We start from the raw sequence: 22,848 nt of genomic DNA on the forward strand, positions 1-22,848 counted from the left end.
CTGTCGATACTCTAACGATAATATGCATACGAATTATAGAATGCGGGCTGCTGCATGGAACGAAAATTGAATCATTCAATGAAAAATAAAAAATGGAACAACCTGAAAAACTACTTAAGGATTATACTGACATAGAGAAAGGTGCTTACATCGGAGCTATCGCATCCATTGCAACTGCTGATAAAACAGCATCGGAAGAAGAACTTGAATTCTTAGAGGCCTTAGCAGATTCTGCCCAGCTTTCACCAGAACAAAAAGAATCTGTGAGAAATGCTGCTACCGAATTATCTGGTGAGGAACTGCAGAAGTGCCTGGATATATTGAAAGGTAGCGATTTACGTTTTTCATTGATAACGGATCTGATTGCATTTGCGGAGTCGGATCAGAATTACGCTCCGGAAGAAAAAGCCAATATTGAAAAAATTGCACAGTACCTCAACATCAATCAGCAACAGTTTTCACTTTTAGGCGAGTTTGTTCAAAAGACTGCCAAGACTGAATTGGCTCCTGAACAAGCCCAGTCACAAGGGTTTTTAGAATCATTAGGTTTGGGAGACCAGTTGAAGAATGCAGGTATTAATTTAAGCAGTTTGACGAAAGGATTATTGGGTGTGGCAGGACCAATCATTTTAGCCGGACTTGTGCGCAAAGGTTTCAGGAGCGGAAGTCGTGGTGGAGTAGGTGGTTTAGGCGGTGGTTTGGGTGGAATGCTTGGGGGCTTCGGCTCATTAATTGGGATGCTCAATGGCGGCAGGGGTATCGGCAGCACAGGAGGTCTTTTTTCAAGAGTCTTGAGAGGATTTTAATTACCGGTAAACTCTAGCGAATGATCAATTCAGCTTTAAACATTCTCTTTTTAAATCAAAAATCAATAGCAATGAATGTACTTCGATTTAAATTCAGTTTACCTGCATTATTAATTCTACTGTTTAGCTTTCAAATTCAATCATGCAAACAGAAAAACAATGATGGGGAAATTCAAACAGCGATAGCAACGAAAACTCAGACCGATCCAAGTTTTGCAGGTGTAAATGCTACTGTCAAGGATGGTATTGTAACCTTAACCGGACAGTGTAATGATGCGCCTTGTAAAACCAATGCCGAACAGGCTGTAAAGGATATCAAGGGGGTTAAAAAGGTTGTAAACAACATAACTGTAGCACCAGTTGTGGTAACAGCTGATGATCCGTTAAAAGCTTCTGTTAACCAGACGCTTGCCAATTACCAGGGCGTACAGGCCGACGTACAGGATGGCGTAGTAACACTCCGGGGAGAAATTAAAAAAGACAGGTTGCAACAATTGATGATGGATCTGAACGCATTAAAGCCAAAAAAAATTGATAACCAATTAGTGATTAAATAAACTATTATGGCACTAAGGGCAAAATACCAGCAATTAATAGACGCCGCTACCAATAGCGGTGTTACTAACCTGCAGGTGCGGGAAGAGGGTAATGTATTATATATCGACGGCAATGCACCTTCGGAAGATGTAAAAAAGCAAATTTGGGATATTTTCAATAAGATAGACCCTGATTACCGCTCTGGTGATCTTGTTTTGAACCTTTTAGTGGCGGGTGGTGGCGGAACCCCTGCTACAGAAGAATATGAAGTAGTAAAGGGTGACAGCCTTTCAAAAATAGGCCAAAAGTACGGAGTCCCTTGGCCAGAGATCTATGCCGCTAACAAAGACCAGATCAAAGATCCAAACCTGATCCAGCCGGGATGGAAGTTGAAAATCCCTAAGAAATAAAATAAACAGCGACTGCCTTGAACACGCGCATGCAAGGCAGTCTCTTCATTCCATAGGCTTGTCAATCAAATGGCTAATTTTCCATTGGCAAATAAAAAAACGTATTTATACGGTTATTTTTATCAAAATAGTTTCTCAAATTGCCGGAAATTTAAAACCTGCTTATGGAATCAATCGAAATCAAAACAGATCAATTCATTTCTTTAGCGAAAGCGAAACAACTCACTGGTAAGTTTAAAAAAGATAAAGACAAGATTGTAAAAGACGAATACAAAGACAAGCATCTTTTACCTTATTCTGAAACCTTTGACAGATCAGCGATCGATTTCTTATTACAGCAACCAGGATGTGTCAAATTGCGTATTTATTTTGGAATGGAAGATGATGATAAAGTAAGCCTTGTCATTGTTGGCGTGGATGCTGAAGGTAATGACATACTCACTCCCGTTTCTTTAAACAAATCGAGCAGCGCCACTGAAGCAGGGGAAATGTTGACTGATCCTATAGTGGAAAACGGCACTAAATGTCCGCCCACCTGCCCAGTTAACTCTCCTTTAAATAGCTAATTTATTTCAGAAGGCTGAATGAATCCTTATATTGGTTATATTTTCAACTTTTCTATAATAATCGGGGCAATAATAGGATGTGTACGGTTCCGCCGTATACATCCTGTTTACCACCCCTTTCTCATCCTTATCTGGACCGGGACCATCAACGAAATCATAAGTACTAGTCTCGTGTTTACAGGGCACTACAACATTGTCAACTTTAATATCTACAACTTAATCGAATCACTACTTGTCACCTGGCAATTTTACCGGTGGCGTCTTTTTGATGAAAACCACAGGTTTTATCAAGCCTTGCTGATGACTTTTTGCATCTCCTGGGGACTGGATATTATCTTCATCTCTGGTTTTTCAAACTTCAATTCCTACTTCAGAATATTTTACTCATTTGCGCTGATCATGATGAGTATCAATATGATCAATCGTATGTTATTCAAGGAAAGAAATAACTTTCTGAGGAACCCGATATTTATTATTTGCAGTGGTTTTATAATTTTTTATACTTTAACGGTTACAACGGAAGCTTTTTTCGTTTACGGACTCAAATTAAGTTCTGTATTCCAGGAGAATATAAACTACATTTTGATGTCTGCCAATTTGTTTTGTAACCTAATTTATGCTTTAGCCATTCTATGGATGCCCCAGAGACAAGCCTTTTCACTGCAGTATTGATCATCAGCTTTGTTATTGGTGTAATTATTATCTTTTTTATTTATTCCATCGTACGACAGCAGAGAAAAAATTTGCAATTAAACCGTCAGAATATTCTTGCTGAAATTACAGCAATGGAAAAAGAACGGGCAAGAATAGCTGCTGACCTGCACGATGAATTGGGGCCTATGCTGGCCGCAGTGAAATTAAAGATCAACAGTTTTGAGCTTACAGATGAAGATGATAAGATCGAGATTGAAAAAACAAATGAACATATTGATGGGCTGATCAAACGCATGCGTGAAATTTCCTACGACTTACTTCCTAGTTTATTAACCCGGAAAGGATTGGTGCAGGCCGTTCATCAATTTGTCGATTATACTAAAAATTCAAGTCCGCTGCATATTAAACTAGAATTGCCTGAAAATGTCAATGTTGATGAGCACAAATCCATCCACTTATTTCGCATTATCCAGGAGATCATCCACAATACCATAAAACATTCTGAAGCAACAGAATTAAAAATTATGATGCATGAAAAGAATGACCTGCTAATTTTGTCTACTAGTGACGATGGATCAGGATTCGATTATCATGCTATTTCTAAAACAGGTAAAGGAATTGGCCTCAGAAGTCTTTTAAGTCGTACAGAGATGATCGGGGGCGTCATGTATATTGAATCTGCGGTGAATAAGGGAACTAAATACTCTTTTGAAATACCGTTGAACAAACATGAGTAATTATTTATTGCCCATCCGCATTATTCTTGCTGATGACCATGAAATCTTCCGGGATGGCTTCCGGGTAATGCTGAAAAAACAGGCATCTATCAAGCTCGAAGGCGAAGCTGCCAATGGACAGGAACTGGTCAAACTTGCCCATGAGTTGAAGCCTGACGTGATTGTTACAGACATAAAAATGCCTGTAATGGATGGGATTATGGCTACTAAGCAGTTGATGCAGGACATGCCCCATGTAGGGATCATCGCACTTTCGATGTTTGATGAAGAAAACCTGATTATAGACATGCTGGAAGCTGGAGCAAAAGGTTATTTGTTGAAAAATGCCCATAAAAATGAGATTATTGCTGCAGTCCAGACAGTTGCAAAGGACCAGACTTATTTCTGTGAACATACTTCGCAGAAATTGACCAGGTTACTGGCTACCAGCAGCTATAATCCCTACAAAAAAGTGAAGCCGCTGTTTTCAGAGAACGAATTAAGTGTGATGCGTTATATATGTGAGGAGCTTTCAAATAAAGAAATTGCAGAGTTGATGCATTTGAGCGTGCGGACCATAGAAGGCTACCGGGACCGGATCCAGGACAAAATAGAGGCAAGGAATACGGCTGGTATAGTGGTTTATGCAATTAAGCATAAGATATACAGTTTTGATTGAGCAGTTTAAGGCTGGTAACTAAGCTAGATCTGGAGATAAAAGGAGACCTGCAAGGCTTTTACACCTTAACAGGTCCCGATGAAAATGCAGATAGTTTTGATTGCCTGACTTCGTATGGTTGGGCATCTGTTTTTATAAAAGAACTTCGATCTCTGTAATTTTTGCAATCTGGATGTTGCCAGAATAAATAGTTATCGATTTATACTGGTTGGGGGATTGCAATTCTTCAGAATAAAAGACTTCAACTGTGTACCCATTTTCTGATATGATGTGTGGGATCACTTCAAGAAGCAGTTCATCCTTTGTAGGATGAACTGCTTCTTTTTTAACTAAGAAAGGCCTTAATATCCTGTTGTTAATCACAACATCACCAATTATATACAGTGTGCCTCTTTGATTTTTCCCGGAATTCTGCATGTCAATCCAGGCTTCCCAAAGATCAATGTTGTTTTCTTTCGTATTGTATGGTGTCGTGGTTTCCATCCTAATGTTAGTTGAACCATGCGAATGTACCACGTGTAGGTACTCAGAAAAAGCGTATTAATACGGTATTTTTAGCGAGGAGGCGTATTCATCATCGATATTGGGTTGTTCGTTACTTTCGGCCTTAGCAGGGAAATGCCCCCGGTGCCGTATTCAGAAACATAGATATTCCCGGTCTTTGTATCTTCAATCAGATCTAATGGCATGACGAGCCCGGAAAATCCTTCTATTGCAGAACCTTCTACAAAATTCAATATGCCTTTTCTGACCTTGCAGGGCGATAGGGTAATTAGATCATCCGTACTGTAACGTGCTATGATAAGTTTACCTTTCAATGCACCTCCAAACGCATTACTCTTGTATTCAATTACTCCGTTTGGCGACTTATTGTTGTGAAAATCAAAGACAAAACCCTGCCAATTGGCATCCGGAAGAGTACCAACAGGATAATCATCTGTTTGTGCAGGATCAGTAGAATCGGTGGGGTTGCCTCCATTCAATACATACTCGCCACGTAAAGGATTAGGATGGCCATAGTATCCTCCCTTATGTATCCTGAACAGCAAATCTTTTTCAATTTGCTTCACTTTGGCTAAAGAGGGTATAGACGGCCCTTTATAAAGGGAGCCATCCGGTCTGCGGGCGCCTGCAATGGAAGCCGGTGTATTGCCCCCCGGAGCAGAACCATTGTTGGGTACATACAATTCCCCATTGCTATGCCATACCAGGTCATATGCATTGCGGATGCCCGTTGCATAAATAGTCAATGGTGCATCAGGAGCATAGGGATTATATGTGCCTCCACCTTCCGGGGTTTTTACATCTAAGGGTAACACTTTTCCCAACATCTTTAAATCCAATCTTAAAATAGTTGCTGATAATAAATGTTCTTTTCTGAACCCCCATGTTTTATCCGCTTCTCCCAAAGCGCTGTTGCTGCCTTGCGGGAAATATAAAGCGCCATCAGGGCCAAAGGCAAGACTATTGGTTAAGTGATCTTTATAAGAGCGGGGTAAGTGGATCAAAAGATCCTGAACGTTTTCAAGTTTTGGACCGCTTAAACGGGTGAGTTTCCCATCCCAATCAGGTCCGTCCTGAAAAACAAATGTGCTGTTGCTTACGTAGGCAATCAGATTATTTGCAGTGGATGAAGGGTCGAATGTAAGACCTATACTTAACCGCTGCTGCCGCTTACCTGATGCATCCTGGAGGGAATAAATTAATTCAGGATCGCTTAAGGTCCCATCGCCAAGCACAGAAAACCTGCTGATGATCCCATCTATGCCCAGCGCATATAATTTCCCATCAGGTCCAAACGTGAGCGAGGAATACATAGCCGGGGCGTTTGGCAGACGGACTTTTTCAAATTTTACATCGAGCAGTTCTTTTGAAGATGCTGAACCGGTAGTAAAGGTTGATGTATAAGGAATAAATGAGGCCCCGGAAAGGTCTTTTACACCCCTTGTTACAGTGAAAATATAGGTAGTGTTTAATTTCAAAGGATGATTCGGCACCAGGGTGATTACATTTCCTTTACGCGAAACGCTTAGTCTTGACGGTATTATCGCACCAGTTGATGCTTCTTTCAAATAAACCGTTGAGGGCTTAACGGTTGCCCTATTGATGCTTCCATTGGGTAGTTTTAAAATGCTGGTGGAAATAGATGCGTGTTCACTCACTAGTTGGATTTTATTTTCCGGACTTATGAGCACCGCATATGGCCTCTTGTAATGTTTGTAATAGTAATAAGCGTAAAAAGAAAAAACAGTGAGCAATACAAAGAGAATGGATAATGTGAACTTGGTCGATGCTTTGAGTTTCATCGGAATCTGTATTTGGTATGGTTAAGAGATAGGTAAATCCTCTTCAAAGTCCCGATAAATTTAAATAATCAACTATGGCGTAATCAATGATTAATGTCAGTCATGTATATGCGAAATGTCATGAAATGATGGTTAGTTAGATTTGTTTTTGCGGTAAATTAAAAAGCAGCCCGGGGATTTACACTTTGGGCTGCTTTTTAGCTATGAAGTCTATGCGGGTGCTCTGTTCAGAGCTTTATTGATCAATTCAATCAGGATTCCTCTGCATAACTGCTGACAGGCTCGCAGGTACATTGCAGGTTCCGGTCACCGTAGGTATCATTTACGCGGGCTACGGAAGGCCAGAACTTATTCAGCTTTACATAGTCAAGAGGGAAGGCTGCCATCTCGCGAGAGTAAGGCTTCTTCCAGTCGTCGCTGCAAACCACTTGCTGCGTGTGTGGCGCATTTTTCAATGGATTATCCTTTCTATCCAGGCTGCCATTTTCAATTAAATCGATCTCACGGCGGATGCTCAGTAAAGCATCACAGAAGCGGTCCAGTTCCTCTTTATCTTCACTTTCTGTAGGTTCGATCATAATGGTACCCGGAACAGGAAAACTCATTGTAGGTGCGTGAAAACCATAGTCCATCAGGCGTTTGGCTACATCCACCGCCTCAATATCTGCTCTCTTTTTAAATGGCCTCAAATCAACAATAAACTCGTGCGCACATTCTCCGTTATGGTTGGTGTACAAGATATCAAACGCTCCTTTCAGGCGCGATAACATGTAGTTGGCATTCAAAATGGCATATTCAGTTGCCTTGCGTACACCATCTGCTCCCAGCATCCGGATATAGGCATAAGAGATCAGGAGGATGGAGGCCGAACCATAAGGGGCAGAGGAAACATGCTTAGGTAAGTGTTGGGCCAGATGTGACTTTACACAAATAGGACCCATGCCAGGACCACCACCACCATGAGGGATAGCAAAGGTCTTGTGCAAGTTGAGGTGGCAAACGTCAGCACCGATTAGTCCCGGAGCTGTAAGACCTGATTGAGCGTTCATATTGGCGCCATCCATGTAAACCTGGCCGCCATGCTGGTGCACAATATCTGTGATCTCTTTTACCGTTTCTTCGTAAACACCGTAGGTACTTGGATAAGTAATCATAATACCAGAAAGGTTTGCAGCATGCTGCGCCGCTTTTGCCTTCAGGTCCGCTACATCAATGTACCCGTTTTCAAGTGCTTTCACCACTACAACTTTCATTCCTGCCATAACTGCACTAGCCGGGTTGGTGCCGTGGGCTGAAATTGGAATCAGCATGATATTGCGGTGACTTTCTCCTTTACTTTCATGATATGCCTTAATGGTTAACAATCCTGCATATTCACCTTGGGCGCCACTATTAGGCTGAAGGCTGCAAGCGTCAAAGGCTGTGATCTCGCAAAGGTATTCGCTCAGGTCATTTACAATAGCCTGGTAACCCTGAACCTGCTCCAATGGGGCAAAGGGATGCATTTTGCTCCAGTGATTCCAACTCAGAGGGATCATTTCAGAAGCAGCGTTCAACTTCATGGTACAACTGCCCAGGGAAATCATACTGTGATTGAGCGATAAGTCTTTATTTTCCAGCATTTTAATATACCTCATCATCTGCGTTTCGCTGCGGTGTGAATTAAATACCGGGTGTGTTAAAAATTCAGATGTACGCGTTAAAGTAGAAGGTATGTGATAAAGTGATGCCTCATGTTGTATTTCAAAATAGACTGGGTCTATATCATTCACAAAAGAGTTAATGACATCGAAGAGCGCTGAAGTAGTGGTGGTCTCATCTAAGGAAATACCAATATGCTTGTTGTCGAAATAGCGGAAATTAATGCGTTGGCGTTCAGCTTTTTCACGGAACGGCCTAATATCATCAACCTGTACCAGAATGGTATCAAAGAAATGCTTGTGAACAACTTTAAAGCCCAGATTGTCCAATGCCTCAGCCAGTGTTTGCGTCAGCAAAGCTACTCTTTTGGCAATATTGGTCAGCCCGTCAGGACCATGAAATACAGCATACATCGCAGCCATGTTGGCCAGGAGTGCTTGTGCTGTACAAATATTGGAGGTGGCTTTTTCTCTTTTAATGTGCTGTTCCCTGGTCTGAAGCGCCATACGCAAAGCGCGGTTGCCTTGAGCATCGATACTCACTCCAATGATCCGGCCAGGTATATTTCGCTTGAATTCGTCTTGAACTGCAAAGAAAGCTGCATGAGGTCCACCATAGCCCATGGGAACACCAAAGCGCTGGGCAGAACCACAGGCTACATCGGCACCCAATTCGCCGGGAGGTGTTAACAAGGTGAGCGCCAGGAGGTCCGTGGTCATGGCAACAAAGCCACCCACCTCGTGAACCTGCTGAATGAAACCACGGTAGTCTTCAACGGCACCCTTGTTGTTTGGATATTGTACCAGGGCACCAAAATAGGTGTTGTCTAATCGGGCGGCCTGATAATCACCAAACACCAGTTGAATGTCCAAAGGCGCAGCACGGGTGATCAATACCTCCTTTGTCTGCGGGAAAGTTTCATTATCGACAAAGAACTTAGGACGGGTAATATGATCTACCTTGTTTAGAAAATGGAAGAACATGGTCATCGCTTCCGCAGCGGCAGTACCCTCGTCAAGCAGCGATGCATTGGCAATGGGCAGACCGGTAAGGTCGCTGACCATGGTTTGGAAGTTCAGAAGGCTTTCCAAACGGCCCTGGGCTATTTCAGCCTGGTAGGGTGTATACTGGGTGTACCAGCCTGGATTTTCAAAGATGTTCCTCAGGATAACACCTGGGGTAAGGGTGTCATAATAGCCTTGCCCAATATAATTTTTATATACTTTGTTTTGAAGGGAAACTTCCTTAATGTGTTGAAGATATTCGTTTTCACTCATCGCAGGAGGTAGGTTTAATTCATGCCTCATGCGAATGTCAGAAGGGACGGTTTTGTTAATCAGTTCATTCAGGCTTTTAACGCCGATAGTGCGGAGCATTTCTGCTGTTTGATTTTCATCGGGACCGATATGCCTGCGCTGAAACTCAGTTGCCTGTATTTCCAGAAAATTCATAGATATAGTATTGCTGATAAATTGGGTGCAAAGTTAAGGCTCAAGCCATATCCCTTGAAGCAGAGTTTACCCCTATAGCCTTTTTATAGGTTTTAGAAGCGTTAATTTTAAATAAAAGAAATAAAAAGCCCCTCACTTCTGAGGGGCTCAATCATTTTACAAAACCCAAAAAACAATACTTATTTTACATAAATCATGCTGTGAAAATGAATCTTTCAAGTCATGAATCCGAAGAATATATCGTATATTCTTGGAACCTACTGTCGTAGGACTTTTGTTGAAAAGTGTCCTGTAAAATGACGTATTGAAGTTAAGAAATTTTCTAAATAATATCCAAATTTTTTTGCCATTTACCACATGCGATTCATGGTTTCATATTCATAATTACTTTGCTATATTTTCCAAGCTCTCATATGGAGTAATTTTTTGTTTTCACCTGATCTAAATCAAGTTTAACTCCTGATTTTTCTCAAATTAATAAAAGTATTGCGATACTTCTTTTGCGTTAAATTTAATCTAAATATGAAAAGTGTCAAAAGGCTTTGGATTGCATTTAGTCTGGTAGTAGGGGCTTCTTTCCTGGTGTTAGGGATTTATGGTTACGATATTTATCAAAAAGCACCACCCATTCCTGTCCAGGTAATCACTCCAGATGGTAAGGTATTATTTACCCGGGAAGAAATTAAAGACGGACAAAATGTTTGGCAGTCTATAGGTGGCCAACAGCTTGGAAGCGTATGGGGCCATGGAGCGTATCAGGCTCCTGACTGGAGTGCGGACTGGCTGCACCGGGAATCCATCTACATGCTGGATAAGATGGCCGCACAAACTTATCATGCTCCGTTTTACCAGTTAAAAACAGAGCAGCAGGCGCTTTTGAAAGAGCAGTTGCAGCAGGATATCAGAAAGAATACATATGATCCGGAAACTGGTAAAATCACTGTTTCTAAACTGCGTGCAGAGGCAATTGCCGCAACAAGTGAGCACTATCAGGGCTTGTTTATGAATGAACCTTCCAAAGAATCGTTGCGTAAAGCATATTCTATTCCGGCAAACACGATCAAGGATTCAGGCCGCATGCACCTGATGAATGCCTTTTTCTTTTGGGCTTCCTGGTCTTGCGTAACGAACCGGCCGGGATCTCAAGTGAGCTATACTCAAAACTGGCCTCCGGACAGAATTATTGGCAATACGCCTGCCAGTAATCTTGTTTTGTGGACTGGTTTCAGTGTGATCATTCTCCTGTTTGGTATTGGTGTATTGGTATATCAACATGCTAGAACAAAAGAAGACGAAGTGGAGCCGGAACATTTACCAAAGAAGGATCCTTTACTGAGTATCGTGACTACACCTTCCATGAAAGCTACATTGAAATACTTCTGGGTAGTTTCCGCTCTTATTGTCTTGCAGGTATTCCTGGGCATTTTTACAGCACACTACGGAGTAGAAGGAAATGGCTTTTATGGCTTGTCCATTGCCAACCTGGTGCCTTATTCTATCAGCAGAACCTGGCACGTGCAATTAGCGATCTTTTGGATTGCTACATCCTGGCTAGCAACAGGGTTATACATCGCTCCGGCTGTATCTGGCTACGAACCTAAATTTCAACGCCTGGGTGTGAATTTCCTTTTCATCGCTTTACTTATTATCGTTGGAGGGTCGCTGCTTGGTCAATGGCTAGGCGTGATGCAAAAGTTGGGACTGATTGATAATTTCTGGTTTGGACACCAGGGATATGAATATGTAGACCTTGGCAGATTTTGGCAAATTTTCTTGTTTGTGGGCTTATGGTTATGGCTTACTTTAATGTACCGTGCGCTGGCGCCTGCCATCAAAAGCCGGTCTGCAGACAGGAACCTGTTGATTATGTTTATGATTGCTTCAACTGCTATCGCCCTGTTTTATGGCGCAGGTTTGATGTGGGGGCGTCATACCAATCTTGCTATTGCAGAATACTGGAGATGGTGGGTGGTGCACCTTTGGGTAGAAGGTTTCTTTGAAGTATTTGCAACTGTTGTTTCGGCCTTCCTGTTTGTACGTATGGGATTGTTGAAAATTAAAACCGCTTCCGTAAGTGTTCTATTTTCTACCATTATATTTCTTGCAGGTGGTATTTTAGGCACATTCCACCACTTATATTTTTCAGGTACACCAACTGCTGTATTAGCCCTGGGTGCCACCTTTAGTGCATTGGAAGTAGTGCCGCTGGTATTATTAGGTATTGAAGCCTATGGTAATTACCAGTTGAGTAAATCCACACTTTGGCTGGATGCATATAAATGGCCAATCTATTGCTTCATCGCTGTCGCCTTCTGGAACTTCCTGGGCGCTGGTATTTTTGGTTTCGTCATCAACCCTCCAATTGCTCTATACTACATGCAAGGTTTGAATACAACACCAGTGCATGGACATACTGCATTATTTGGCGTATATGGAATGTTGGGGATAGGCTTAATGCTGTTTGTATTAAGAGGCATATACAATAAGTATGCATGGAAGAATGGATTGTTGAAGTTCTCCTTCTGGAGCATTAATATAGGCTTGTTGTTAATGGTTGTGATCAGCGTGTTGCCAGTTGGTATTTTGCAAACGATGGCCAGTATAGAGCATGGTATGTGGTATGCCCGTTCCGCTGAGTTCTTGCAACAACCGGTTATGCAGAACTTACGCTGGATGCGTGCTTTTGGTGATCTGTTATTTGCAGCAGGTACTATTGGACTGGCATGGTTTGTCGTAGGGTTGGCAACAGGCAGGTCACTGGATAAAACTAAACTTTTGAAAGGCACAGGTGTTCGTAAGAAAACAGTTGAAGCAATTCTGGATTAATGGATTTTTTAGCATTTGTTAATGGCTGTTAAACACCGGTTAACGGCGGCTTGAAAATGCTGGAAGCATGATGCTTTGTCTAATTTTATGTGAGCAAAAAAATTACTCACTTAAAACAAATAACAATGAAAAAGTTGATCATCCCTGTACTAGCCATGTTCTTTGTAGTTGGTACCGTTCACGCGCAGGCTCCAACAACTGCTAAGACAAAAACTAAACAGGAACAACCCGCCGTTGCTGCACAACACAAGGCTGCGCCAGCTAAGACAACTGAGGCTAAACCCAGTACTACTCCTGCTGCAAATAACCAGGCTGAAATGAAACAAAAGCAGGAAATGAAAAGTACTGCCAATCAAAAACCTTCAGCAAATAAAAGCACTGCGGCTACTAAGAAAACACATAAGTCTCATGTGAAACACCATAACAGCCAACATAAAAATTCGACTGCCCCTAAATCCAAATAAAGAATGTTCCTGAATTGCAATTAGTAAAATGGCAAAGGCTTGCACTAATAGTGCAGGCCTTTAGTATGATAACATCCTTGAACCAGAAATCAATTGAACCGTCGATAATTTTGTGAAAGGAGCAGGTCAGTTTACCTTTAATGAAATATAATGATTTTGCGTTCACAAACAATACGCCTGACGATCTTTATCAGTACTCTGGTCATTGCAGCCATCATTATATTTCAGCTGATATGGCTGAAAAAGGTTTATAATTTTGAACAGAAAGAGTTTGACCACAGCATAGCCAAGGCGGTACGTAACTTTTACGACGATATCAACAGCGATATTGATCCTGCTACACTTCTGAGCGACCTGATTTGGAGGAAAAATAGCCAGACTTATTTTGTACGCATCACTGAACCTGTGAACAATGACTCCCTGGCCTATTACATGCATGCAGAACTAGAAGATGAAAATATTTTTACAGACTGTTTTATGGGGGTGTATAGCAGCCGGCTAAGACGGTATGTATTCCAGGCATTTTTGCCTTCAGCTACATCCAAAAATGCTTATAAAGTAGAGTTGCCTCTATCAAACGAAACCTATCCGCACATAACCTTGTTTTTCCCCCATAGACAGCAATATATTTTATCCTTAATGAACTTTTGGCTCATTACAAGCGCATTATTATTAGTGGTTTTGATTTTGTTCGGAGGGAGCCTTTACTACTTTTACCAGCAAAAGTTCCTGAACGAAACGCAGAAGGACTTTATCAACAACTTCACACACGAATTTAAAACACCAGTCTCTGTAATCAACCTGGCAGCAGAGACCCTGGAAAATCCGGAAATCGGGAACAGGCCGGAGCGGCTCTTGAAATATGCAGGTATTGTGAAATACCAGGGAAAATATCTGCAGGACCAAATAGAACGCCTGTTGCATTATGCTTATGCAGAATCAAACCATTTGAAGTTGAACAAAGCTGAAGTATTCCTGCATCCTGTCATAGAAAAATCATTGGATAATTTAGGGCCTTTGATCAGTGATAAGAAGGCCACAATCGAACTTCATTTGGATGCAGTAAACGATAAGGTACTCTCTGATCGTGGTTATTTATTGATCGTTGTGACCAACTTGATTGAAAATGCATTGAAATATGCAGAACATCCCAAATTGATCATCAGTACAAACAATGAGAACAAGACATTTGTATTATCGATAAAGGATAATGGGAAAGGTATAGAGCACAAGCATCTGCATAAAATTTTTAAGAAATTTTACCGGGTGACTAATGGTGAGCAGTCTCCGGGAAGAGGTTTTGGATTGGGGTTGCCATTTGTAAAACGCATCATCGATGCTCATGGGGGAAAGATCTCAGTAGAAAGTATACCTGAGGTAGGCAGTAACTTTATTATTAAGCTTCCCAACGGTATAGGCTTTAGAAAATAGCTTTGTATATTACCTTCCTTATAGCTTCTTCATGATCATGGAAAAAAAGACTAAAGTATTGATAGCTGAAGACGATTTGCAATTGGGTTTTATCATCAAAGACAATTTGGAAGAAGAGGGCTTTGAGGTGATCAATTGCCCAGACGGCGAAGTGGCCTGGGAGCAGTTCCAAAAGAAACAGCCCGACATTTGTTTGCTCGACGTAAACATGCCCAATCGCGATGGGTTTAGCCTGGCGAAAAAAATACGGCAGAAAAATGATGTGGTTCCTATTATTTTTCTGACTGCAAAGTCAATGGAAGAAGACAAGCTGAGAGGCTTTGAAACAGGTGCAGATGATTACATTACAAAACCCTTCAGTATGAAGGAACTATTGAGCCGCATGTATGTTTTTTTAAGAAGGAATAAAATGTTGTTTTCGCAGGTTGCAAAGGAATATATAATTGGGAAACTTCGCTTTCTTCCTGACGAAATGAAGATAATAGCCGGGAATGAGGAAATTACTTTAACCTCAAGGGAGGCAAGGCTTCTTGAATTCTTCTGTCAGCATCCTGATAAGATCATGCGCAGGGAAGAAATACTGACACATGTATGGGGCAAAAACGATTATTTCCTGGGAAGAAGCATGGATGTATTTATTGCACGCCTGCGCAAATATTTAAAATCAGAGCCATCTGCGTTTCTCGAAACCATTCACCAAACAGGCTACAGGTTTAATATGCCATAAGAAGCAAACCAACATTTCTATTCTATCTCTGGTTAATCGATCTCCGGAATAATGCTATTGACTAACAAATTTATATTATCGTTGAAATGATGATTGCCGGGTAAGTAGATGGAGTGAATAGAATTGGCCTTATTGGGGATCATCAATTGATTGGAATCATCGCTGCCAAAGACCAGCGTTACAGGACAGGTTAACTTGCTGATCTCTTCTGCCACTGACAGGCCGTTCGATTTGATGATGCCCATCATTTCCATGATATGCACTTCAAAATCCGCTTTTGGTGATGGCGATAATAAAACGGTATGCATCAGACTTGGTGTAAGTTCCTTATGCAGCCTGCTTTGAATAAATGGAACCACATCCGCACCAAAGGAATAACCCATCAGAATAAAGTTTTTGTTTTTGCTTTCTTTCAAAAAACTGACAAGCAAAGCGCCGATATCTTTAGCCGCTTGTTCCGGTGTTTTCCTGGTCCAGAAATAAGATTTGGCATCCAAACCCATTACTGGATAACCTTTGTTGTTGAATGTTTTTGCAAGGGTAGGAGCAAAGCCTTTCCAGCCGCCATCACCACTAATAAAGAAAATGAGAGGTTTGCCGGTATCTATACTTTTGAGCGTGACCACTGGCATCGGGCTTTGTGACCGGGCAACTACGGTGAACAATACAAAAAATAAAAGGAAGACCTGTCTCATGATTTATTCAGTTTGCTGGGTTTCATAACTCTGTTTAAGGTAGCTGGCAGTAGCAGCAGGTCAAAATCATTTTCATAGACCAGGTATTTGTTTAACCATGCCGATGCATATTTCTCTTTAAATTCTCTTGCTCCCTGGTATTGTTTGAAGCGCTTGAAGCGATCATAGGCATATTTCATTACCTGCTCTGCGGCATTCTCTGGTTCTTTGATTCCCGACAATGGCGCTAATCCCATATTCAGGTTGCGCAGGCCTTTTTGTTGGGCATATTCAATCAATTGCACAATTAATCCATCTATGCAGCCTCCGGGTGCATCTGCAACCTTACGTATCAGGTCATAAGTGCATTCATTCGGTGCATAGTCGGGAATGATGTTGAGAAAGGCTACTACTGACCCATCATGAAAAAGAGCTACGATATCCTGCATTTTGATTATCGTTTCATCAAACGTTCCTTGTGCAAAAGCAAGCTCTGTTTGATGATATGTATGGAGCCATTCATCTGATACATTTTTCAATTGAGCCAGGAACTCCGGGCTGTGCGGTGGTGTGCAAACTTTGGCGTAGTACCCCTTTTTTTCTAAGCTATTCAACCCATTGCGCAATGCCTTCTTGCTTTTCCCGCCTAAATCAAATGCAGTAACGTCCAATAAGGCTTCCTGGCCAATCAAAAGCTTTTTCATTTTGAGCTTGGAGAAATAGTTAAGACTGCTTTCATCTACACGGTAAAAAGCTATTTTCAACCCTGTTTTACGGCAATGTTCTTCAAACTCCTTGAGCAATGGAACTTTGTTTGCTTCACTGCACACCGGTTCTTCCAACACAACAGCAAAACCACCACTCATCGCATAGGAGATAAACCCATCATAATGCTTGGAAATATAGATCAACTTCTCATTGGTCAGCTTGAAATAATCCAGGGCAGAGTGTCCATATAGTTGAACCAGTTGCTCTGCTTTTTCTCTTGCCGTCAGCTGCGGTTGGGTCATGCGCAGGTAAGGTTTGATCAGCGCATAAAACAGGAACAACCATGCACCTAATCCTAGTACATGAAATGATCCAAGAAACTCACGTCCAAACTTTGTCAATGGCTGCAAGCCTTCTGGTTGTAACATCAAAAAGCCTCGTATGGAGTTTATCAGCGACTGTTGCCATGTAAAGTCTACTCCGAAATGTCTCTTCTCAAGGAAGTAAAACCCAATAAAGCCATAAACCAGCACCACAGCTAAAGAGATGACCGCCATTTGAATGCCCATGCGTATAAGCTTCGGATTGCTCTTTACGCGGTAATGCTTTTGTGTAAAGAGCAATATGACAAAGACAGTTCCTGCTATCAATGCTTCTTCATAATCAAAAGCCTTAATAAGGTGGCCCGTCAGTGAAATAAATGAAATTACCAGGGCAAGTCGCCAGGCATTACGCTGACCTTTCACCAGGAAGGCGGCTGTAATGATCAGCACAAATCCTGCAAACAATACCAGCAGGTTGGTAGCCTGAATAGCTTCCCCAGGCATCAGTAGCCTCACCCGGTGAATACGCTGCGCAACGGGTGGCGTGATCACGGAAATAATGTTGATAAGACCCAACAGGAAAATAGAAACAGCCGGGAAAATGCGAAAGAAAATACTTCTTCCTTTCAGTAAAAAAACAAACAAGCCACCTACTAACGGAAGCCAGAATTCGAATACCCGGTAAATGATAACAATAGACAATGCCTGTACCGGCACATAACCAAAGCGGCTCAAAATATAGGCAATGGATAATTCCACCGCACCTAAACCTTTTAAGAATGGTGATGCTACCATCAGTAAGGTGGCAACAATATAGGCGATACCTGCTGCTTGTAAAGATGCCGGAGCGCCTATGGCCAGCATGGCAATATATAGATGAATAATCCCGCAAAGTTCTACACCAACGGAATTCGTAATAGCCAGGGCAAATTGCTTGTGATCCACCCCTGCATCAATAATACCATTGACATGGCTGTATGGGCCGGGAAACCTTTGCTGCAGGAACTGGTGCCACCACCCTTTATTCTTCAAATTAGTAAATAACAGTATGACCAGTAGGGTAAGCAAAGTGGTGATAGCCAGGCCTGTAATAGCCTGGCTTTTAAAATCACCTATATTAAGAAACAGCACAGGTAGACCAACGATCAATGTGGAAAGCATCCCGGCAAATGCAAAAATGCCAGATGCCTGGTGAATGGTTGATTTCGTTCCAACGGCCTTTTTTATATTGAAGGGTACGTATGCAAGAGCGCTGACACCACCTCCCGGTAAAAAGACAGCCAGCAGGTTGCGCTTTAAAAAAAGTTCAATTGCATGCTTCCAGCTTATACTGCTCTTGATAGCCCGGAAGCTGTTGATATAAATACCTGATTGCAATACAATGAACAATATGGTAACCGCAGCAGCGATGAGCAACCAGTTTGGGTCGGCCTTTTGCAAATGAGGCAAAAGTGTCGCCATTTCATGTCGCTCCTTACGCAAAAAGTAAATGCTGATCAACAATACCAGTAGTGCAATCGCCTCTCTCCAGTATGTTTTTGAATAACCACCAACCATTCTTGCAAACCGGCTCAATGTCCCGTTTTTTAAAAACAAAGTTGTCATAGCAGTTTCACCATTTAAATTGAAAAAGCCGATTAGAAAACCGGCTTTTTAACCGACTGAATCAATCTCCCGGTGTACACTTGTAACTAAAAACTACCGGTGACTTTGAAAAAAGGGCATTAGCATGAAAAGCATCAAAGCTGAAACAAAGCTCGGTACTGTATTTTTAAAACGGCTTAAAAAGAGGTTAACCAGATGTTAACGGAAAGGTGGTCGTCAGCCTTAAAAATCTTTATAATAATCAACATTCTCTTTGATCAATAAGTCGATAGGCATGAAATTGATCCTTTCAGGATCCACACCCAGGATGATTTTGTTGGATAAGGCCTTTATAGCGTTGAACCCCTGCAACTCCGGCCGCTGGCCAATGAGCAATTTGATGGTTCCTTCCTTAAGCAAGGCCCGGTTCTTTTCAATCAGATCGTAACCCACTAAATAAATATCCCTGATCTCCTTTTCCTTTAGATAATGAGCAAGGATGTGGCAGGAAGAATTGAAGGTAATAGCACCGGCAATGGCCCCGTTCGGATGTTGCCGGAATATCTGGTCCAGTGTATTGAAATTGTACAGAGGATCTTCAACTTTCAGGCGGACATCTACAATCTTTCCGGAGTACCGGGCATTCTGGAGATAATCCAGAAAGCCTTTTTCCCTGTTCAACACCTGGTTGGAAAGCTCATCCTGTTGGTAGGAGATCTTGGAAACCAGGATGTCTTTGTTGTGATCAATCCTTTCCAGCATCATTTGCGCAGCAATGGCGCCACTATCGTAAGAATTGGTTCCATAATAAGCAAGGGGATGCTGATCGTAAATGTTGGCGTCGATATATACGTAAGAAACATCCTTTTCATTCAGGAATTCAGACAAAGTGATCACACTGGTTTTGAAAAAGTTGGCGATGACAATCCCGTCAAATTCGATGGACTTAATGGCTTCGATAGCCCGGTCAAAAGATGTTTTGTCGTACTGGTTAAAATGATGCTGTTCTACCACTACACCATAGGCCCGAACTTCTTCTGCAGCTTTGGTAATGCCTTGAGCAACATACATCCAGTATTCATTTTCAGCGAAAGAGGGAATCAAAGCAATGAGCTTATAGCTTTTTTTAGAAACCAGGGAGCGCGCAATAATATTGGGCGTATAGTTGAACTGTTCCAGGATAGCCTTCACCTTTTCCAACTTTTTCTGCGACACACGCCCCCTGTTGTGAATGACCCTGTCTACAGTCCCAATGGAGACACCTGCCATTTTCGCGATGTCTATGATCCTGATATTCTTGTTTTCTTCCATCCTTGCTCAAAAATGTGATAAGTTGCAAAAATAAGTATAAGAAATTGGAAAGTGTTAACGTAAACACATTTTGATATGAGTCTTGTCAGTTTTTCCAAATAAAGTTGGAAAATCTTGTGGGTCCAAATATATTTGCCCTCTTAAAAATTTGTGTGTTTACGTTAACACAATCATTATTTACCATATAAAACACTGCGTAATGTCCAAATTATTTGATGTTTCAAACAAGGTTGTAGTACTGACAGGTGGCGCCGGCATCCTGGGTAAAGGGATAGCGGAATACCTGGCTTCAGAAGGTGCTAAAATCGTTATTCTAGACAGGAACGAGGAAGATGGAAGAAAACTCGTTGCCGGTATTAAAGAAAAAGGCGGTGATGCTTTGTTCCTGGTAACAGATGTTTTATCCAAAGAGATCCTGGAAGAAAATAAGGCTGTCATTCTGCAGCAGTATGGAAAAATAGATGTGCTGCTCAATGCCGCTGGTGGCAATATGCAGGGGGCAACTATTTCGCCTGATAAAACTATTTTCGACCTGGAGCTGGATGCTTTCAAAAAAGTAGTGGATTTGAACCTGTTTGGATCAGTGATTCCGACCATGGTATTTGCAGAGGAAATGGCAAAGCAGAAAGAAGGCAGTATTGTGTTTTTCTCCTCCATGTCTGCACTGCGTCCCCTTACCCGTGTAGTTGGCTATGGTGTTGCAAAATCTGCGATTACCAATTTTACAAAATACCTGGCTGCGGAACTGGCCATCAAATCAGGACCTGGTATCAGGGTAAACGCCATTGCTCCGGGCTTTTTCCTGACAGAACAAAACAGGACCTTACTGACCAATCCCGATGGTTCGCATACCGACAGGGCAAAAACAATTCTGGCCCATACACCTTTCGGCCGTTTTGGCGAGGCTGAAGAACTGTTTGGAACCATTCAATACCTGATCAGCGATGCTTCTAAATTTGTTACTGGCACAGTGGCCGTTGTTGATGGTGGCTTTGATGCATTTTCTATTTAATATCAATTAAAAATTTATATTCCTATGTATTTATGTGAACAAACCTGGAGATGGTTTGGGCCTAACGATCCGGTCTCATTATGGGACATCAAACAAGCTGGGGCTACCGGCATTGTTACTGCACTTCACCACATTCCCAATGGACAGGTTTGGACTGTGGAAGAGATCATGAAGCGTAAGAACATGATTGAAGAAGTGGGTTTGAAATGGTCAGTAGTGGAAAGTGTTCCTGTACACGAACACATTAAAACGCAGACAGGCGATTTTAAAGTATACATTGAAAACTATAAAGAGAGCGTAAGAAACCTGGGGCAATGCGGGATCAACATCGTTACCTACAACTTCATGCCTGTGCTCGATTGGACCAGGACTGACCTGTCTTTTACTGTAGAAGATGGTTCAAAGGCATTGCGTTTTGAAAAGGCCGCCTTCGTTGCTTTCGATGTATTCCTGTTGAAAAGACCAGGCGCAGAGAAAGAATATCCTGCAGATGTAATCGAAAAAGCAAAGAAGCGCCTGGATGCCATGAGTGAGGAAGAAAAGAAACTGTTGGTACGTAACATCATTGCTGGTCTTCCTGGTTCTGAAGAAAGCTTTACATTAGAACAATTCCAGAAAGAACTGGATCGCTATAATGGTATTGATGCAGAGCGTTTGCGCAGCAACCTGTTTTATTTCATTAACGAAATCGCACCCGTAGCTGAAGAAGCCGGTGTGAAGCTGGCCATTCATCCGGACGATCCTCCATATTCTATCCTCGGCCTGCCCCGCATCATGAGCACGGAAGAGGATGTAAACAAATTCTTTGCAGCGATCCCAAATGCAGCTAATGGTCTCTGTTATTGCACCGGCTCTTTCGGCGTAATCGAAAAGAATGACCTGGTAGGTATGGTAGAAAGGCTGGGTGACAGGATCAACTTCATTCACCTAAGAAGCACACAACGCGATGAAGAAGGTAACTTCTACGAAGCCAACCACCTTGAAGGTAATGTAGATATGTACGGTGTTATGAAGAACCTGCTGTTCACGCAAAACAGGAGAAAAGTATCCCTCCCTATGCGTCCCGACCACGGCCATCAAATGGTAGATGACCTGAAAAAGAAAACAAATCCTGGCTATTCTTGTATAGGCCGCCTGCGTGGCTTGGCAGAATTAAGAGGCTTGGAAATGGGCATTGCGAAGTCGATCTTTTAATTAATCATAATTCAATAAACTGAAAAGTGATGAGCGAACCCGCTCATCACTTTTTTTATGTACTTTTTTAAATGGATATTTGATGAACAAAACAGATACGACCTCCTTCTCGAATAATCAAAATATCATTTATAAATGTCAAAATAGGAATAGTCTTGTACCTGTGTGTAATATAATTTTGTAAGGTTTGCCTATATATGTGGTTATTTGATGGGAACTAGAATAGGGTGAACTGGAATTTTGTTTACAAAGCCTTAAATTATATAGGAGTTTTATTATAGGATCTTATACCATTTTTACTTTGGTTTGTCATATAACATGTAGGGATAAAGGCATAATTTAATAATAAGGTTAGGATGCAGATACCATCTTTTTAATACCCTACAGACAAAACGTTCCACTTCATTTATACCCTTAAAAATGTGGTTACTTAAGGGTTTTCTGAGTTCCTCAAAGAAGCGCTCTACGCAATTTAGCTCAGGAGAGGCAACGGGTAAATATTTTATGACCACCTTACTTTTCTTTTCCCTGTGTTGGTGGGTTGATGCCTGATCCAGAATCAATAACGTTTTCCTTCTCCTGTGGAGCTTATCCACTTGCTGTTCAAAATAGGTAAAGAAAATCTCAAAGCTATCCCCGCTCATATCCGGTAGCAGCAATGCTATAAGCCTTCCGCTCTTTGGAGCCAGGGCTGCGTATAGATAGGTGAACTCATAACCCAGTTTTATTCTGCATACCGGACGATGACCTTGTGGAGTCCAGCGTCGCTTTACCTCCGTTCTTGTACCGGTGCAACTCATCAAAGAAGTAGTAGCGGCCCCGGTAGGG

At 41.9% G+C, this 22,848-nt stretch carries 19 protein-coding genes; 12 read left to right on the forward strand and 7 right to left on the reverse strand.

Going from position 1 to position 22,848, the window contains the following annotated elements; translation table 11 throughout:
• The first annotated feature begins 92 nt into the window (after positions 1-92).
• The 6 genes from OCK74_RS01200 to OCK74_RS01225 all read left to right on the forward strand — a co-directional run bounded on the left by OCK74_RS01200 (position 93) and on the right by OCK74_RS01225 (position 4,368).
• A complete protein-coding gene (locus OCK74_RS01200; protein ID WP_279295150.1) occupies positions 93-806 on the forward strand; it encodes a TerB family tellurite resistance protein in 714 nt (237 codons plus the stop codon).
• Between the two features lie 71 nt (positions 807-877).
• A complete protein-coding gene (locus tag OCK74_RS01205; RefSeq protein WP_279295151.1) occupies positions 878-1,363 on the forward strand; it encodes a BON domain-containing protein in 486 nt (161 codons plus the stop codon).
• Positions 1,364-1,369: 6 nt separating this feature from the next.
• Positions 1,370-1,753: a LysM peptidoglycan-binding domain-containing protein gene (locus tag OCK74_RS01210; RefSeq protein ID WP_279295152.1), complete on the forward strand. Its 384-nt coding sequence runs from the start codon at positions 1,370-1,372 to the stop codon at positions 1,751-1,753.
• A 164-nt stretch (positions 1,754-1,917) separates the two neighbouring features.
• Complete coding sequence (locus OCK74_RS01215) at positions 1,918-2,319, forward strand: hypothetical protein (protein WP_279295153.1); 402 nt, start codon at positions 1,918-1,920, stop codon at positions 2,317-2,319.
• Positions 2,320-2,951: 632 nt separating this feature from the next.
• Complete coding sequence (locus tag OCK74_RS01220) at positions 2,952-3,710, forward strand: sensor histidine kinase (RefSeq protein ID WP_279295154.1); 759 nt, start codon at positions 2,952-2,954, stop codon at positions 3,708-3,710.
• A complete protein-coding gene (locus tag OCK74_RS01225; RefSeq protein WP_279295155.1) occupies positions 3,703-4,368 on the forward strand; it encodes a response regulator transcription factor in 666 nt (221 codons plus the stop codon). Before OCK74_RS01220 ends, OCK74_RS01225 begins: the two co-directional genes overlap by 8 nt.
• A 132-nt stretch (positions 4,369-4,500) precedes the next feature.
• Here OCK74_RS01225 and OCK74_RS01230 read toward each other — a convergent pair whose 3' ends face one another.
• From OCK74_RS01230 to gcvP, 3 genes are all read right to left on the reverse strand, one after another.
• Positions 4,501-4,851 (reverse strand): hypothetical protein, encoded by a 351-nt coding sequence (locus OCK74_RS01230; protein ID WP_279295156.1) that lies wholly within the window; start codon positions 4,849-4,851, stop codon positions 4,501-4,503.
• A gap of 71 nt (positions 4,852-4,922) precedes the next feature.
• Complete coding sequence (locus OCK74_RS01235) at positions 4,923-6,674, reverse strand: PQQ-dependent sugar dehydrogenase (protein WP_279295157.1); 1,752 nt, start codon at positions 6,672-6,674, stop codon at positions 4,923-4,925.
• A 251-nt stretch (positions 6,675-6,925) separates the two neighbouring features.
• Positions 6,926-9,766, reverse strand: a complete 2,841-nt coding sequence (gene gcvP / locus OCK74_RS01240) for an aminomethyl-transferring glycine dehydrogenase (RefSeq protein WP_279295158.1) — start codon at positions 9,764-9,766, stop codon at positions 6,926-6,928.
• 522 nt (positions 9,767-10,288) lie between these two features.
• On the opposite strand from gcvP, the gene OCK74_RS01245 reads away from it, so the two are divergent.
• From OCK74_RS01245 to OCK74_RS01260, 4 genes are all read left to right on the forward strand, one after another.
• Positions 10,289-12,592 carry a nitric-oxide reductase large subunit gene (locus OCK74_RS01245; RefSeq protein ID WP_279295159.1) on the forward strand — a complete coding sequence of 768 codons (2,304 nt, stop codon included), beginning with the start codon at positions 10,289-10,291 and terminating at the stop codon, positions 12,590-12,592.
• A 125-nt stretch (positions 12,593-12,717) separates the two neighbouring features.
• A complete protein-coding gene (locus OCK74_RS01250; RefSeq protein ID WP_279295160.1) occupies positions 12,718-13,056 on the forward strand; it encodes a hypothetical protein in 339 nt (112 codons plus the stop codon).
• 150 nt (positions 13,057-13,206) lie between these two features.
• Positions 13,207-14,487, forward strand: coding sequence for a sensor histidine kinase (locus tag OCK74_RS01255; RefSeq protein WP_279295161.1), 1,281 nt, complete (start codon positions 13,207-13,209; stop codon positions 14,485-14,487).
• A gap of 37 nt (positions 14,488-14,524) precedes the next feature.
• Positions 14,525-15,214 (forward strand): response regulator transcription factor, encoded by a 690-nt coding sequence (locus OCK74_RS01260; RefSeq protein WP_279295162.1) that lies wholly within the window; start codon positions 14,525-14,527, stop codon positions 15,212-15,214.
• A 32-nt stretch (positions 15,215-15,246) separates the two neighbouring features.
• On the opposite strand, the gene OCK74_RS01265 is transcribed toward OCK74_RS01260, so the two are convergent.
• From OCK74_RS01265 to OCK74_RS01275, 3 genes are all read right to left on the reverse strand, one after another.
• Positions 15,247-15,909 (reverse strand): AcvB/VirJ family lysyl-phosphatidylglycerol hydrolase, encoded by a 663-nt coding sequence (locus OCK74_RS01265; protein ID WP_279295163.1) that lies wholly within the window; start codon positions 15,907-15,909, stop codon positions 15,247-15,249.
• Positions 15,906-18,524, reverse strand: coding sequence for a phosphatidylglycerol lysyltransferase domain-containing protein (locus OCK74_RS01270; protein WP_279295164.1), 2,619 nt, complete (start codon positions 18,522-18,524; stop codon positions 15,906-15,908). Before OCK74_RS01270 ends, OCK74_RS01265 begins: the two co-directional genes overlap by 4 nt.
• Before the next feature lie 222 nt (positions 18,525-18,746).
• Positions 18,747-19,814: a LacI family DNA-binding transcriptional regulator gene (locus OCK74_RS01275; protein ID WP_279295165.1), complete on the reverse strand. Its 1,068-nt coding sequence runs from the start codon at positions 19,812-19,814 to the stop codon at positions 18,747-18,749.
• 199 nt (positions 19,815-20,013) lie between these two features.
• On the opposite strand from OCK74_RS01275, the gene OCK74_RS01280 reads away from it, so the two are divergent.
• Positions 20,014-20,826: an SDR family oxidoreductase gene (locus OCK74_RS01280; protein ID WP_279295166.1), complete on the forward strand. Its 813-nt coding sequence runs from the start codon at positions 20,014-20,016 to the stop codon at positions 20,824-20,826.
• Positions 20,827-20,850: 24 nt separating this feature from the next.
• Positions 20,851-22,020, forward strand: coding sequence for a mannonate dehydratase (gene uxuA, locus OCK74_RS01285; RefSeq protein ID WP_279295167.1), 1,170 nt, complete (start codon positions 20,851-20,853; stop codon positions 22,018-22,020).
• Positions 22,021-22,316: 296 nt separating this feature from the next.
• Here uxuA and OCK74_RS01290 read toward each other — a convergent pair whose 3' ends face one another.
• Entirely contained in the window at positions 22,317-22,820 is a 504-nt protein-coding gene (locus OCK74_RS01290; RefSeq protein WP_279295168.1) for a transposase, read from the reverse strand.
• Positions 22,821-22,848: the final 28 nt, after the last annotated feature.

This window comes from Paraflavisolibacter caeni (assembly GCF_025628885.1).
Lineage (GTDB): Bacteria > Bacteroidota > Bacteroidia > Chitinophagales > Chitinophagaceae > Flavisolibacter > Flavisolibacter caeni.